This is a genomic window from Grimontia sp. NTOU-MAR1 (assembly GCF_035758505.1).
Taxonomy (GTDB): Bacteria; Pseudomonadota; Gammaproteobacteria; order Enterobacterales; family Vibrionaceae; genus Enterovibrio; species Enterovibrio marinus.
In genome coordinates this window covers 2,972,560-2,986,438 of record NZ_CP142108.1, presented here as the reverse complement: position 1 = coordinate 2,986,438, position 13,879 = coordinate 2,972,560, and the positions used below count along the sequence as shown (strand labels likewise).

The window sequence follows — 13,879 nt, the reverse complement described above, 5'->3', positions numbered from 1 at the left end:
GTCTATCTCAAGCACGTGAATTTCGCACGTAGAATGTGACTGGTCTCTCATCAATGTTTCTTAATGATTGGATAAAAAACAGGAAAGAAAAAACCCGCCAGTTGGCGGGTTTTCGGTATTGATTGGGTGCTTATGCCAACAGTTCTTTTGCTGTCTCAACCACGTTTTCTGTGGTGAAGCCGAACATCTTGAACAGCTCGCCTGCTGGTGCAGATTCACCGAAGGTGTGCATACCAATGATGCGACCGTCCAAGCCCACGTACTTGTACCAGAAGTCCGCAATGCCTGCTTCGATAGCCACGCGTGCTGTCACGTCTGATGGCAGTACCGCTTCACGGTATGCTGCATCTTGCTTGTCGAACACATCAGTTGATGGGATAGACACCACACGAACATTGAAACCCTGCGCTGACAGTTCAGTGCTTGCTTCAACAGCCAATTCAACCTCTGAACCAGTAGCAATCAGAATGAGCTCAGGAGTGCCAATGCAATCTTTCAGGACATAGCCACCCTTGGCGATGTTTGCCACTTGCTCAGCAGAACGCTCTTGTTGAGCCAGGTTCTGACGCGAGAAGATGAGCGACGTTGGACCATCTTTACGCTCAATCGCCAGTTTCCACGCCACTGCCGATTCTACCTGATCACACGGACGCCATGTGCTCATGTTTGGGGTCAGGCGCAGGGAAGCGATTTGCTCAACCGGCTGGTGTGTAGGGCCGTCTTCACCCAGACCGATTGAATCGTGGGTGTAAACCTGGATGTTCTGCACTCTCATCAGTGCCGCCATGCGCATCGCGTTACGGGCGTACTCCATGAACATCAGGAAGGTAGCGCCATAAGGCACGAAACCACCGTGCAGCGCGATACCGTTGATGATCGCAGTCATACCGAACTCACGCACGCCGTAGTGGATATAGTTGCCTGACGCGTCTTCACCGGTCAGCGCTTTTGAGCCAGACCACATGGTCAGGTTTGATGGCGCCAGGTCGGCAGAGCCTCCCATGAATTCAGGCAGCATCGCACCGAACGCTTCCAGCGCGTTTTGCGATGCTTTACGTGACGCAATGTTTGCTGGGTTAGCTTGTAGGTCGGCAATGATTTGGTTGGCTTTTTCTTCCCACTCAGCTGGCAGTTCGCCATTCACGCGGCGTTTGAACTCTGCCGCCAGCTCTGGGTGTGCAGCTTCGTACGCAGCCAGTTTCTCGTTCCATGCTGCTTCTTTTGCGGTGCCTGCTTCTTTCGCGTCCCACTGACCGTATACGTCAGAAGGGATCTCAAACGCAGGGTGCTCCCAACCCAGGAACTCACGTGCAGCTTTGATTTCATCTGCGCCCAGTGGTGCGCCGTGACAGTCGTGAGAGCCAGCTTTGTTTGGTGAGCCGAAACCGATGATGGTTTTGGTACAAATCAGAGTCGGACGACCGGTTTCTGCTTTCGCCGCTTCAATGGCTGCGTTGATGGCGTCTGCATCGTGACCATCAACTGCTGGAATGACGTGCCAGCCGTAAGACTCGAAACGCTTCGGCGTGTCATCAGTGAACCAGCCTTCAACGTGACCGTCAATGGAGATGCCATTGTCATCCCAGAACGCGATCAGCTTGCCCAGACCCAGCGTGCCTGCCAGCGAACACGCTTCGTGAGAGATACCTTCCATCAGACAGCCGTCACCCAGGAACACGTAAGTATTGTGGTCAACGATGTCGTGCCCTTCACGGTTGAACTGAGCAGCCAGTGCTCTTTCTGCAATGGCCATACCCACCGCGTTGGTGATGCCTTGACCCAGAGGACCAGTCGTCGTTTCTACACCTGGCGCATAGCCATACTCAGGGTGGCCTGGGGTTTTCGAGTGCAGTTGACGGAAGTTTTTCAGATCGTCGATAGACAGATCGTAACCGGTCAGGTGCAGCAGAGAGTAAATCAGCATAGAGCCGTGACCGTTTGACAGCACGAAGCGGTCGCGGTCTGCCCACCCAGGGTTTTGTGGGTTGTGGTTCATGTGGTCACGCCACAGGACTTCGGCGATGTCTGCCATGCCCATTGGGGCACCTGGGTGACCAGAGTTAGCTTGTTGTACACCGTCCATGCTGAGGGCACGGATCGCGTTTGCTAAAACCTTGCGAGAAGACATGTCTGCTCCTGAGATCATTAGAGGTTTTGAGTTATAGGCAATCTGGCTAAATACTTGTTAACAAGTTAGCCAGATTGCTGAATTCGGCGGGCAAGTATTGTCGCAAGAGTCCGGCGGCTCTGCAAACGTTTTACATGGCTGATTTTCTGGGATTCTGTCTGTTCAGAACGGGAGAGTTCTGCATCTATTTGTAACTCCAACAATACGTACGCAATCGTTTACTTATTAACTTAGACATTTGTGAAGTTGATTTCTACACGTCTATGCGTAGAATAGACGTCCAGATGGCAAAGCATCTATACCGTTAGTCGGTCAGACCACCAAAGGTGCTTTTGCAAACAAAGATTCGGTATCAACCAACATTTATTATTGCTAGGGAAAAGACATGGCTAAACACCTGTTTACTTCTGAGTCAGTGTCAGAAGGTCATCCAGACAAAATCGCAGATCAAATTTCAGACGCCGTTCTTGACGCGATTCTGGAACAGGATCCAAAAGCACGCGTAGCCTGTGAGACTTACGTGAAAACTGGCATGGTGATGGTAGGTGGTGAAATCACAACCTCAGCATGGGTTGATATCGAGGAGTTGACCCGCGAAACCGTTCGTGAAATCGGTTATGTCCACTCTGACATGGGGTTTGATGCAGATTCGTGTGCCATTCTGAACACCATCGGTAAGCAGTCTCCAGACATCAACCAAGGCGTTGATAGGACTGACCCTAAAGAGCAAGGCGCGGGCGACCAGGGCATCATGTTCGGTTATGCATGTAATGAGACTGACGTACTGATGCCGGCACCAATCACTTACTCTCACCGTCTGGTTCAACGTCAGGCTGAAGTTCGCAAGAACGGTACGCTCCCTTGGTTGCGCCCAGATGCGAAGTCGCAGGTCACTTTCCAGTACGACCAGGGCAAGATTGTCGGTATCGATGCGGTTGTTCTGTCTACCCAGCACTGTGACACTATCTCTACGCCAGATTTGCGTGAAGCGGTAATGGAAGAGATCATTAAGCCGGTACTGCCAGCAGAGTGGCTCAACAAAGACACCAACTTTTTCATCAACCCAACTGGCCGTTTCGTTATCGGTGGCCCAATGGGTGACTGTGGTTTGACTGGTCGTAAGATCATCGTTGATACCTATGGCGGTGCAGCACGTCACGGTGGTGGTGCATTCTCAGGTAAAGACCCATCAAAAGTTGACCGCTCTGCAGCTTATGCAGCGCGCTATGTAGCGAAGAATATCGTTGCAGCTGGCATGGCTGACCGTTGTGAAATCCAACTGTCTTACGCCATTGGTGTCGCGGATCCAACGTCTATCATGGTTGAAACCTTTGGTACTGAGAAAGTGTCTCACGACATCATTATCGAAGCAGTTCGTCAGCACTTCGACCTGCGCCCTTACGGCCTTCAGGAAATGCTGAACCTACTACAACCTATCTACAAGAAGACAGCAGCTTACGGTCACTTCGGTCGTGAAGAGTTCCCTTGGGAAAAGACCGACAAAGTGGCAGCACTGCGCGATTTCGCTCAAATCAAGTAATCGCAACCTTCATGCAAAAGGGAAGCTTAAGCTTCCCTTTTTTGTTTCTGTTACCTACCCTGTCGGCTTCTGAATCCAAACTGCCGAACATGAACGAACTCCATTATCGTCTTACCCAGCGCGTCAGCGAATGCATCACTCTGGCTAACAAAAAGCTTGGGAGTGACTTTGCTGTGCCTGCCATTCGGTTTGATATTCGTGGGAAAACGGCAGGAATGGCCTTACTTCAACGCTGGCAACTCAGGTTTAACCCAGTTCTGTTGGAAGAGAACATCCAGGCGTTTTTTGACGAAGTGGTGCCGCATGAAATCAGTCATCTGATTGTCTATGCCCGTTTTGGAAAAGTGCGGCCACACGGCAAAGAGTGGCAGTCGGTGATGTCACAGGTGTTTGGTGTCGCCCCAAAAACCACACATAGCTTTGATATCAGCTCTGTTCAAGGCAAAACCTTTACCTACCAGTGTGCCTGCGACCACATTGAGCTTTCTGTGCGACGTCACAACAAGGTTCAGCGCGACCAGGTTCAATACGTTTGCCGTCGTTGTAAACAACCTCTCACCCTCACTTCGCAATCTGCATAAGCAATATTGCACTTATCGACAAACTATTCAATTAACACTAATTTAGTGAGATTTATCTCGCAATAGTCTGTAATAATCAAACTACACAATTCCAACGCTGAGCGCTAAACACATCATGAGAACATTTTTGATGCTGCTTTCAGCACTGCTGATCCCCTCAATGACGTCAGCGGCTGAGCATCCGCAATCTTTCAGTAAAGCCAAACGTATCGCGCAAAAAATTTATCAGGACTACCCCACTTCATTTTACTGTGGCTGTGACATTGAATGGCAGGGTAAAAAAGGTGTGCCCGATTTTTCAGAGTGCGGCTATCAGGTCCGCAAACAGGAAAAGCGTGCCAACCGTATTGAATGGGAGCATGTGGTTCCAGCTTGGCAATTCGGCCACCAGCGCCAATGCTGGCAAGAGGGTGGACGCAAGAACTGCACCCGCAATGATGTCTCTTTCAAACTGATGGAAGCTGACCTGCACAACCTTGTACCAGCCATTGGTGAGGTGAACGGCGACCGCTCTAACTTCCGCTTCTCACAATGGAATGGCAACGACGGTGCTTTCTACGGCCAGTGCTCGGCCAAAGTGAACTTCAAGCAACGCGTTTTTGAACCGCCTGCAGAGAGTCGTGGTGCGATTGCTCGTATTTATAAGTACATGAACAAGAAGTATGATTTTCGTTTAGCATCCGCTCAGAAAAAGCTGATGGATGCCTGGGACAAAACCTATCCGGTCAACCAGTGGGAGTGTGAGCGCGACCGCCGCATCGCCCGCGAGCAAGGCAATCACAATCCTTTTGTGCAAGCTTCCTGCGAAAAGGCCGGTCTATAACTCCGCACCGGACTACTGACTACAGGCAGCAGCGTGATACACTGCTGCCTATTGTTATTCACTCATGAAAACACCATGCGTATCCCAAGAATTTTTCATCCTGAATCCTTGTCGGACACAGGCCGTGTTGCGCTGAGCGGAGACGCAGCCAATCACGTCGGCCGTGTGCTTCGTATGCAGACAGGTCAGGAAGTACTGTTGTTTGATGGTCACGGCGCAGAGTTCCCTGCCGTGATTGCCGAGTCAGGTAAAAAATCAGTCAGTGTAGACATTGTTGAGCGTGTGGAACGCAGCATCGAATCACCGCTGGATTTGCACTTGGGTCAGGTCATCAGCCGCGGCGACAAGATGGAATTCACCATCCAGAAATCAGTGGAACTGGGCGTCAACGTCATCACCCCCCTGATCTCCGAACGTTGTGGCGTCAAACTCAATGCAGAACGTTTCGACAAAAAGCTGTACCAATGGCAGAAGATCGCGATTGCAGCCTGTGAGCAGTGCGGCCGTAATGTGGTGCCGGAAATCCGCTCTGTAATGTCGCTGGATGGGTGGATGCAGGAGACATTCGACGGGATGAAGCTAAACCTTCACCCACGTGCAAAATACTCAATCAATACCCTACCTGAGCCAGTTAACCGCGTACGATTGCTGATTGGCCCTGAAGGCGGCCTGTCATCAGAAGAAATTGAGCGAACCCGCGAGTTCGGGTTCGAGGAAATACTATTGGGGCCACGTGTTCTGCGCACTGAAACCGCAGCACTGACGGCAATCACTGCCCTGCAGGTTCGCTTTGGCGATCTGGGTTAACGACGACCTCGGTTAATAAGGATAAATTAATGATCAAACTGGGCGTAGTGATGGATCCAATCGAGTCCATCAACATCAAAAAAGACTCCTCCTTTGCCATGATGCTGGAAGCGCAAAAGCGCGGCTGGGAAATTCATTACATGCAAATGAATGAGCTGTCTTTAGAGCAAGGCAAAGCGCTGGCGCGCACCAAGATTGTCTCGCTGGAAGAAAATCCGGAGAAATGGTTTGAGGTGGTCAGCGAACAGGAAATCGCACTGGCAGATCTCGACGCTGTGTTGATGCGTAAAGACCCGCCGTTTGATACCGAATACATCTACGCGACTTACATTCTAGAGCGTGCGGAAGTGGAAGGCTGTCTTATCGTCAACAAACCGCAGAGCCTGCGTGACTGTAACGAAAAGCTGTTCACTGCTTGGTTCCCAGAGCACACACCAACCACGCTGGTCACCCGTCGTGCAGATCAAATCAAAGCATTTCAGGAAAAACACGGCGACGTGATCCTGAAACCTTTGGATGGCATGGGCGGCTCGTCTATCTTCCGCGTGCAGCAGGGCGATCCTAACCTTTCTGTGATCATCGAAACCCTGACTAGCCTTGGCAACAACTACTGTATGGCGCAAACGTTCGTGCCAGACATCAGCAATGGCGACAAACGCATTCTGGTGGTAGATGGTGAGCCTATGCCTTACTGTCTGGCCCGTATTCCAGCCAAAGGCGAAACCCGTGGCAATCTAGCAGCAGGCGGCCGTGGTGAAGCACGCCCACTCAGCGACACTGACTGGGCAATTGCCCATGCAGTGGCTCCAACGCTGAAAGAGAAAGGCCTGATCTTCGTAGGTTTGGACATCATTGGTGACAAGTTGACCGAAATTAACGTGACCAGCCCGACTTGTATCCGTGAAATTGAAGCTGCATTTGATATCAATATCAGTGGCAAATTAATGGATGCCATCGAAGTTCGCCTGCAAAAATAACCGCACGGCAAGCCGGGCGAAACTGCTCGCCCGGATCTGACATTCTGCAGCTTACTGCTCATAATGAAAGTAGGCTCATACGCAATGAAGGGCGCAATGTGGAAGACACAGTGAATTTAAAAAATCATTTCTTGGTCGCAATGCCCAGCATGGCTGATGAACGCTTCCAGCACAGTGTCGTTTATATGTGCGAACATAACGAAGATGGCGCCATGGGACTGGTGATCAACCAACCTATCAATATCTCCATTGCCAACATGCTGGATCAAATCGAGGTAGAGCGTGAACAGGATGTTACCCATCCGGTCAGCCTTGACCAGCCCGTGCTTTTCGGCGGTCCAGTTTCGGAAGATCGAGGCTTCGTCCTGCACAAGAATCCGAAGCTTTTCGGCTCGAGTGTTCAGCTTTCTGATGAGCTGACCGTGACGACATCCAAAGACATTCTCAGTATCTTGGGAACCACTGAGGAGCCCGAGCAATTCATTGTTGCGCTTGGCTACGCGGGTTGGGATGCTGGCCAACTTGAGCAGGAACTGGCAGAAAACAGTTGGCTAACCATAGAAGCAGATCCCAAAGTCATTTTCGACACCCCCATCAACGAGCGCTGGGAAAAAGCCCTCAAGCAAATGGGCATAGATGCCTTGAACCTGTCCACAGACGTTGGACACGCATAAGAGTTTTCCATGAGTAACATTCAAACTGTGCTGGGTTTTGACTACGGCACAAAAAGTATTGGTGTAGCTATCGGTCAGGCCATTACCGGCACCGCCCGTCCGCTAAAGGCTCTCAAGGCCAAAGACGGTATTCCCAGCTGGGAAGCCATTGAAGCTATCTTGAAAGAATGGGTGCCAGATCTGGTGGTCGTCGGTTTGCCTTTAGACTTACGAGGGGGCGAACTCGAAAGCATCACGCCCCGCGCCCGTAAATTTGCCAACCGCCTGAAAGGCCGTTTTGGCGTGAATGTGGAATTGCATGACGAGCGTCTGACCACGACAGAAGCACGGTCTTCCCTTTTCGAATACGGCGGCTATAAAGCACTTGGCAAAGGGGAAATCGATAGCCAGTCAGCGGTCATCATTGTTGAAAGCTGGTTTGAAAACCAATACGGTGAATGAACGAAAAGCGCACTCAGGCGCTTTTCTTTTATCTGCGAACCACAACTTTATTTACTGCCCCTCAATGCTGACATTCGCCAGCGAAAGTCCGGCAGATGACTGCTCAGCCATTTTCATCATGAGTTTGAGATCATTTCGCGAGTCCGCGTGGTGGAGTGCTTCGTCTTTAGAAACCTTGCCCGCCTGAAACAACTCAAACAGGGATTGGTCAAAGGTACACATTCCCGCGTTCTTGCCTTTGCGGATCGTTTCTTTCAGCTCATGCAGTTCACCACGGCGAATCAGATCCGACACATGGGAAGTATTGAGCAGAAGCTCGTATGCGCCATGACGTCCGATACCACTGACGTCTGGCACCAGTTGCTGGGCCAGAATACCGCGAAGGTTAAGCGACAAATCAAACAGGAACTGTTCGCGACGCTCTTTCGGTACCAAATGCAGCACTCTTTCCAGTGCCTGATTAGCATTGTTGGCGTGTAGGGTTGCGATACAAAGGTGACCGGTTTCAGCAAACTGCATGGCGTATTCCATGGTTTCCTGCGTTCGGATCTCACCAATCATGATCATATCCGGCGCCTGACGCAGCGAGTTTTTCAGCGCCACTTCGTAGCTGTCGGTATCAATGCCGATTTCACGCTGGGTCACGATGCATTTGCCATGTGGGTGGATAAACTCAATTGGGTCTTCCACCGTCAGGATATGGCCGCTGCGGTGTCGGTTACGAAAACCCACCATCGCTGCCATCGACGTCGATTTACCTGACCCCGTCGCACCGACAATCAGCACCAGACCACGTTTGGCTATCGACAAATCCTGAATCACATCAGGCAAGCCTAATGACTGAATTTCAGGGATTTTAGTTTCGATACGACGAAGCACCATGCCCGGCAAATCACGCTGCCAGAACGCACTGACACGAAATCGTCCATTATCGGTCACCAAAGCAAAGTTGGCTTCGCGGTCAGCATAAAATTTCTGTTCAGTCTCGGCATCCATCGCTTCATTAACAAGCGTTTTCACACCTTCGAGATCAAGTGCTTCTCCCACAGACTTTAAACTGCCATCGACCCGCAACATACTAGGAGCGTCGACCGTGATATAACAATCTGACGCCTTCTGCGCCACCATCTTATCCAGAAGTTTTTGGAGCGTGTCCTGCATGGTTAGAAGCCAACTCCCGCATTATCCAGTGCTTTATTTGCTTCAGCTGTATCCACCAACCCTTGCATGGTGAGATTTCGAAGTGACTGTTCCATCGTCAGCATGCCAAGACTGGAGCCTGTCTGGATCATCGAATACATCTGGGCAATTTTGTCTTCACGGATAAGATTTCGGATAGCCGGTGTTGCAATCATGACTTCGTGAGCAGCAATACGGCCGCCGGAAATCTGCTTCACTAGTTTTTGCGAAACCACCGCGCGTAGCGATTCGGACAGCATGGAGCGCACCATCGGCTTATCCGCACCTGGAAAAACATCAATAATGCGGTCGATGGTTTTTGCCGCACTGGAGGTATGCAACGTACCAAATACCAAGTGACCGGTTTCTGCTGCCGTTAGCGCAAGGCTAATGGTTTCTTTATCGCGAAGCTCACCAACCAGAATCACATCCGGGTCTTCACGCAGTGCCGACCGGAGCGCATTGTTGAAGGAGTGGGTATCGCGGTGCACTTCACGCTGGTTGATCAGACAGTTTTTCTGTTCGTGGACAAATTCAATCGGGTCTTCGATGGTCAATACGTGACGATGCTGACTGCTGTTAATTTTATCTATCATCGCCGACAACGTGGTCGACTTACCTGAGCCTGTCGGTCCGGTGACCAGTACCAGACCTTTCTGATATTCGGTAAATTGTTGGAACACTGCTGGTGCGTTAATCGCATCAAGTGTTGGAATTTTCGAAGGAATGCTGCGGAACACCGCGGCACAGCCTCGGGATTGGTGAAACGCATTGACACGGAAGCGACCGACAGAGGCAAGCTCAAAAGAGAAGTCAACTTCAAGGTTCTGTTCAAACTCGCGCTGCTGAGCATCGTTCATGATATCGAAAATAAGACGGTGCACAGCATTGTGGTCTAGCGGAGGCAGGCTAAGCTTGCGGACATCACCATCTACGCGGACCATTGGGGGAACCCCTGCAGAAAGATGTAGATCTGAAGCGTTATGCTTTACACTAAAGTCCAGTAATTCAGTAATATCCATTAACTCGTTTCCTCGCAGAATCTAACATGTGTAGTATCAAACAAAACCTAGAACAGGTCACCAGCCAAATAGACAGTGCCGCACAAAAATGCGGGAGAGACGCCTCTGGCGTGCAATTACTCGCTGTCAGCAAAACCAAACCCATTGAAGCCATCGCAGACGCCGTGGAAGCAGGCCACACCCTGTTTGGCGAAAACTATGTGCAGGAGGGTGTCGAAAAAATCACCCATTTCAGCGCCATTCACCCCGATCTTGAATGGCACTTTATTGGCCCTATCCAGTCCAATAAAACCCGGCCGATTGCCGAGCACTTCAATTGGGTTCACTCGATTGACCGCAGCAAGATTGCACAACGCCTCAGTGATCAGCGTCCGGATGAATTAGCGCCACTTCAAGTGCTGATTCAGGTGAACACCAGCGGTGAGGTCTCTAAATCCGGCACCGGATTTGAAGAAGTGAAAACGCTGGCAGATGAAATCGATGCATTGCCAAACCTGACGCTTCGCGGCCTGATGTGCATTCCGCAGCCGGAAGACGATCACCAGAAACAGCTTGAAGCCTTCGCGCCGCTGTCCGCGCTGTTTGAAGAAATGAAAGCAGGTCGACCGCAATTTGATACCCTGTCGATGGGTATGAGCGGCGACATGGATGCAGCGATTGCTTCCGGCAGCACCATGGTGCGTATCGGCACCGCGATTTTCGGTGCGCGTGATTATAGCAACCGCAAATAGCCAATTAATCTAGGGTCTGTTGACCTTCTCAAAGGAGATATCATTGATGGAACAACGTACAGTCGCTTTTATCGGTGCGGGCAACATGGCTCGCTCAATCATCGCCGGCCTACTTGAGTCAGGTTATCCTGCTCAAAAACTCATTGCTGTCGATAGAAGCCCTGAAGTCAGTGCGAAACACAGAGAAGCTTACGGCATCATAGCCAACGAAGATGCTGTTGCCAGCGCAAAGCAAGCCGACGTAGTTGTTCTGGCTGTAAAGCCTCAAGATATGGAAACACTGCTCCAAAATATGGAAGGTGTAGATTGGTCGAGCAAACTCGTGATTTCAATTGCTGCTGGCATTTCCAGTGCTCGCCTCAGTGAAATGGCAGGTTCACAACTTAAACTGGTTCGCGTGATGCCGAACACACCTTCACTAGTTAGTGAGGGTATGAGCGGTCTTTATGCGCCAGACTTCGTTAGTGATGCAGACAAGTTGTTCGCAGGACAACTGATGAAAGCTGTAGGCGAAATTTGCTGGGTTTCAGAAGAGTCTGGAATTAACGCTGTTATCGCCGCAGCGGGCAGTGCGCCTGCGTATTTTTTCCTGTTTATGGAAGCAATGCAGGCTGAAGCTGAGCGACAAGGCTTTGACAAGGAAACAGCTCGCTTATTAGTGCAACAGTCTGCACTGGGCGCGGCTAAAATGGTGGTTGCCAACCCAGACATTGAACTGGCAACCTTAAGAGAACAAGTCACGTCCAAAGGCGGCACCACCGCTGAGGCACTGAACGTATTTAATAACAAACAACTCACGGAAACGGTCTCTGAAGCCATGCAGGCTGCAGTACGCCGCGCCGAAGAGATGGAATCGCTATTTTAGGGCTAACTTATGAACTCGATGAATTTCCTCGTTTCAACACTGTTCGATCTTTACATCATGGTGGTGTTGCTTCGGGTCTGGTTGCAGTGGGCACGTGCCGACTTCTATAACCCATTCAGCCAATTTGTGGTGAAAGCCACCCAGCCAGTGGTTTCACCGCTGCGCCGCATCATTCCTTCAGTTGGCAGTCTGGATTTGGCAACCGTGCTGTTTGCTTACCTGCTGTGCGTGGCGAAATTCTTCACGTTGCAACTGGTAGGTTCAGGCACCTTGGTGTTTGATTCCAGCTACTTGCTGATTGGTTTGGTGGCATTGGTGAAAGCAGCAGGTGGCCTGCTGTTTTGGGTACTGATCCTTCGCGCGATTCTGAGCTGGGTGAGCCAAGGCCGCAGCCCAATTGAATACGTGATGGTGCAACTCACAGAACCACTGGTCGCGCCAATTCGCCGCGTGATCCCACCACTGGGCGGTCTGGATCTCAGCATCCTGTTCCTCTTCATCGCGCTGCAGTTCCTGAATTTCTTTATCGGCGACCTACTGAGCCCATACTTCGGCAATCTGTGGTTCGTGCTATAAGTCATGACCACACCACGCCCTGCCTGGCTGGATAACGATGACCTTATCTTAAGGCTCTATATCCAGCCCAAGGCCAGTAGGGACCAATGGATGGGGCAACACGGCGAGGAAATTAAACTCGCCATCACCGCCCCACCTGTTGATGGCAAAGCCAACGCCCACCTCACCAAATTCCTGTCGAAACAATTCAAAGTGGCCAAAGGCCAGGTTGATATCGAAAAAGGTGAGCTTGGCAGACACAAGCAAGTTCGCATTCATAGCCCTTCGCTTTGTCCGGATGCCATCAGTGATCTGATCCCTGCACTTAAGCAGTAATAAAAAGGTGCGTCCTTTCCTGGGCTGCTCAGCAAATGGTCTTAGGTGCCTAGGCAAATGGACGCACTGGTTTCACCCGACAAGGATATCCGTCATGAAACGTTTCGTTCTCCCCCTGATAAGCGCACTGATGCTGCTCTCCCCGTTCGCTCACGCTGGTCAGTCTAAAGATATCGGCACGCTGGAAGTGCATTACTCGGCGTTTAACTCAACGTTTATTACCCCAAAAGTTGCCAAGGCCTATGATCTGAAACGCAGTGGTGTGAATGCCATCCTGAACATCGCCATTTTAGATAAAGCACAGGCAGGAAAACCGGCACTCACAGCCACACTGACTGGCGAAGCGCGTAATCTTTTAGGAACCAAAAAGCCACTGACCTTCCGCGAAGTGCGTGAAGGCGATGCAATTTACTATCTGGCAGAGCTTAGGTTTGCCAACGAAGAAAATTACGCCTTCACTATTGATATCAGCGCTGAAGGAAACCGCAGCGGAAAACTGACCTTTAACCAGACGTTTTACGCTGACTGACCCATGTTTATTCAGGTATCATGGCGCCCAATTGCGGCGCCTTTTTTGGGTTTTCGATTCGCGGCCGCCCCAAAATTCAGGAGAGAACAATGAGCAAAGTGGTTCTGGCAACAGGTAACGCTGGTAAGGTCAAAGAGATGGCCGATCTGCTACAGGATTTCGGTCTGGAAGTGTTTGCACAAAGTGAGTTCGCGGTAAAAGACGCTGACGAAACCGGCACCACCTTCATTGAAAACGCCATCATCAAAGCGCGCCATGCAGCAAAAGAAACTGGCCTGCCAGCCATCGCAGATGACTCCGGTTTGGAAGTGGATTACCTCAACGGCGCGCCGGGTGTTTACAGCGCGCGTTATGCCGGCGAAGGAAAAGGCGATCAGGCGAATCTGGAAAAGCTGCTGGAAAACATGGCAGACGTACCGGATGACAAACGCACCGCGCGTTTCCACTGTGTACTGGTTTATATGCGTCACGCCAATGACCCAACACCACTGGTTTGCCATGGCAAATTTGAAGGCACCATCGCCCGTGAAGCGTCGGGCTCACACGGCTTTGGTTACGACCCAGTGTTCTACGTCGAAGAACATGGCTGCACGCTGGCAAACATTGAGCCTGCGGTGAAAAAGCAAATCTCTCACCGCGGTCAGGCGCTGAAGAAGCTGTTTGCTGCCTTGAGTAAAGAGAAGAAGTAATC

General features: G+C 50.9%; 16 protein-coding genes. 13 read left to right on the top strand and 3 right to left on the bottom strand.

From position 1 onward, the window contains the following. Window positions 1–130: 130 nt before the first annotated feature. Window positions 131–2,128, bottom strand: coding sequence for a transketolase (tkt, locus tag VP504_RS13880; RefSeq protein WP_325891667.1), 1,998 nt, complete (start codon window positions 2,126–2,128; stop codon window positions 131–133). Between the two features lie 385 nt (window positions 2,129–2,513). Between tkt and metK the strand changes: the two genes are divergently transcribed. The 7 genes from metK to ruvX all read left to right on the top strand — a co-directional run bounded on the left by metK (window position 2,514) and on the right by ruvX (window position 7,971). Further along, a complete protein-coding gene (gene metK / locus VP504_RS13875; protein WP_325891666.1) occupies window positions 2,514–3,668 on the top strand; it encodes a methionine adenosyltransferase in 1,155 nt (384 codons plus the stop codon). 89 nt (window positions 3,669–3,757) lie between these two features. Further along, entirely contained in the window at window positions 3,758–4,249 is a 492-nt protein-coding gene (locus VP504_RS13870; RefSeq protein WP_325891664.1) for a SprT family zinc-dependent metalloprotease, read from the top strand. Window positions 4,250–4,379: 130 nt separating this feature from the next. Further along, window positions 4,380–5,072: an endonuclease gene (locus VP504_RS13865; RefSeq protein ID WP_325894050.1), complete on the top strand. Its 693-nt coding sequence runs from the start codon at window positions 4,380–4,382 to the stop codon at window positions 5,070–5,072. A 75-nt stretch (window positions 5,073–5,147) separates the two neighbouring features. After that, complete coding sequence (gene rsmE, locus VP504_RS13860; RefSeq protein WP_325891663.1) at window positions 5,148–5,879, top strand: 16S rRNA (uracil(1498)-N(3))-methyltransferase; 732 nt, start codon at window positions 5,148–5,150, stop codon at window positions 5,877–5,879. A gap of 29 nt (window positions 5,880–5,908) precedes the next feature. Next, on the top strand, window positions 5,909–6,856 hold the full coding sequence (gene gshB / locus VP504_RS13855; protein WP_325891662.1) for a glutathione synthase: 948 nt from the start codon (window positions 5,909–5,911) through the stop codon (window positions 6,854–6,856). A gap of 110 nt (window positions 6,857–6,966) precedes the next feature. Further along, window positions 6,967–7,530 (top strand): YqgE/AlgH family protein, encoded by a 564-nt coding sequence (locus VP504_RS13850; protein ID WP_325891661.1) that lies wholly within the window; start codon window positions 6,967–6,969, stop codon window positions 7,528–7,530. Between the two features lie 9 nt (window positions 7,531–7,539). Next, window positions 7,540–7,971 (top strand): Holliday junction resolvase RuvX, encoded by a 432-nt coding sequence (gene ruvX, locus VP504_RS13845; protein WP_325891660.1) that lies wholly within the window; start codon window positions 7,540–7,542, stop codon window positions 7,969–7,971. A gap of 51 nt (window positions 7,972–8,022) precedes the next feature. On the opposite strand, the gene VP504_RS13840 is transcribed toward ruvX, so the two are convergent. Together VP504_RS13840 and VP504_RS13835 are read right to left on the bottom strand one after the other, a co-directional pair. Beyond that, entirely contained in the window at window positions 8,023–9,132 is a 1,110-nt protein-coding gene (locus VP504_RS13840; RefSeq protein WP_325891659.1) for a PilT/PilU family type 4a pilus ATPase, read from the bottom strand. Window positions 9,133–9,134: 2 nt separating this feature from the next. Next, the gene (locus tag VP504_RS13835; RefSeq protein ID WP_325891658.1) at window positions 9,135–10,172 is read right to left on the bottom strand and encodes a type IV pilus twitching motility protein PilT; all 1,038 of its coding nucleotides are present in this window, start codon (window positions 10,170–10,172) and stop codon (window positions 9,135–9,137) included. A gap of 26 nt (window positions 10,173–10,198) precedes the next feature. On the opposite strand from VP504_RS13835, the gene VP504_RS13830 reads away from it, so the two are divergent. The 6 genes from VP504_RS13830 (at window position 10,199) to VP504_RS13805 (ending at window position 13,877) form a co-directional block, all read left to right on the top strand. Continuing rightward, on the top strand, window positions 10,199–10,903 hold the full coding sequence (locus VP504_RS13830; RefSeq protein ID WP_325891657.1) for a YggS family pyridoxal phosphate-dependent enzyme: 705 nt from the start codon (window positions 10,199–10,201) through the stop codon (window positions 10,901–10,903). A gap of 46 nt (window positions 10,904–10,949) precedes the next feature. Further along, window positions 10,950–11,768, top strand: coding sequence for a pyrroline-5-carboxylate reductase (gene proC, locus VP504_RS13825; RefSeq protein WP_046304352.1), 819 nt, complete (start codon window positions 10,950–10,952; stop codon window positions 11,766–11,768). Between the two features lie 9 nt (window positions 11,769–11,777). After that, window positions 11,778–12,344: a YggT family protein gene (locus VP504_RS13820; RefSeq protein WP_062705825.1), complete on the top strand. Its 567-nt coding sequence runs from the start codon at window positions 11,778–11,780 to the stop codon at window positions 12,342–12,344. A gap of 3 nt (window positions 12,345–12,347) precedes the next feature. Beyond that, the gene (gene yggU, locus VP504_RS13815) at window positions 12,348–12,659 is read left to right on the top strand and encodes a DUF167 family protein YggU (RefSeq protein ID WP_325891656.1); all 312 of its coding nucleotides are present in this window, start codon (window positions 12,348–12,350) and stop codon (window positions 12,657–12,659) included. Between the two features lie 94 nt (window positions 12,660–12,753). After that, on the top strand, window positions 12,754–13,188 hold the full coding sequence (locus tag VP504_RS13810) for a DUF4426 domain-containing protein (protein ID WP_325891655.1): 435 nt from the start codon (window positions 12,754–12,756) through the stop codon (window positions 13,186–13,188). An 89-nt stretch (window positions 13,189–13,277) separates the two neighbouring features. After that, a complete protein-coding gene (locus VP504_RS13805) occupies window positions 13,278–13,877 on the top strand; it encodes an XTP/dITP diphosphatase (protein ID WP_325891654.1) in 600 nt (199 codons plus the stop codon). The last annotated feature ends 2 nt before the right edge of the window (window positions 13,878–13,879 follow it).

Coding starts and splice junctions, on each gene's coding strand:
- VP504_RS13840 (WP_325891659.1), bottom strand. CDS start 9,132: ATGCAGGACACGCTCCAAAAACTTCTGGATAAGATGGTGGCGCAGAAG.
- VP504_RS13805 (WP_325891654.1), top strand. CDS start 13,278: ATGAGCAAAGTGGTTCTGGCAACAGGTAACGCTGGTAAGGTCAAAGAG.
- ruvX (WP_325891660.1), top strand. CDS start 7,540: ATGAGTAACATTCAAACTGTGCTGGGTTTTGACTACGGCACAAAAAGT.
- VP504_RS13835 (WP_325891658.1), bottom strand. CDS start 10,172: ATGGATATTACTGAATTACTGGACTTTAGTGTAAAGCATAACGCTTCA.
- VP504_RS13830 (WP_325891657.1), top strand. CDS start 10,199: ATGTGTAGTATCAAACAAAACCTAGAACAGGTCACCAGCCAAATAGAC.
- VP504_RS13820 (WP_062705825.1), top strand. CDS start 11,778: ATGAACTCGATGAATTTCCTCGTTTCAACACTGTTCGATCTTTACATC.
- gshB (WP_325891662.1), top strand. CDS start 5,909: ATGATCAAACTGGGCGTAGTGATGGATCCAATCGAGTCCATCAACATC.
- rsmE (WP_325891663.1), top strand. CDS start 5,148: ATGCGTATCCCAAGAATTTTTCATCCTGAATCCTTGTCGGACACAGGC.
- proC (WP_046304352.1), top strand. CDS start 10,950: ATGGAACAACGTACAGTCGCTTTTATCGGTGCGGGCAACATGGCTCGC.
- VP504_RS13865 (WP_325894050.1), top strand. CDS start 4,380: ATGCTGCTTTCAGCACTGCTGATCCCCTCAATGACGTCAGCGGCTGAG.
- VP504_RS13810 (WP_325891655.1), top strand. CDS start 12,754: ATGAAACGTTTCGTTCTCCCCCTGATAAGCGCACTGATGCTGCTCTCC.
- tkt (WP_325891667.1), bottom strand. CDS start 2,128: ATGTCTTCTCGCAAGGTTTTAGCAAACGCGATCCGTGCCCTCAGCATG.
- metK (WP_325891666.1), top strand. CDS start 2,514: ATGGCTAAACACCTGTTTACTTCTGAGTCAGTGTCAGAAGGTCATCCA.
- yggU (WP_325891656.1), top strand. CDS start 12,348: ATGACCACACCACGCCCTGCCTGGCTGGATAACGATGACCTTATCTTA.
- VP504_RS13870 (WP_325891664.1), top strand. CDS start 3,758: ATGAACGAACTCCATTATCGTCTTACCCAGCGCGTCAGCGAATGCATC.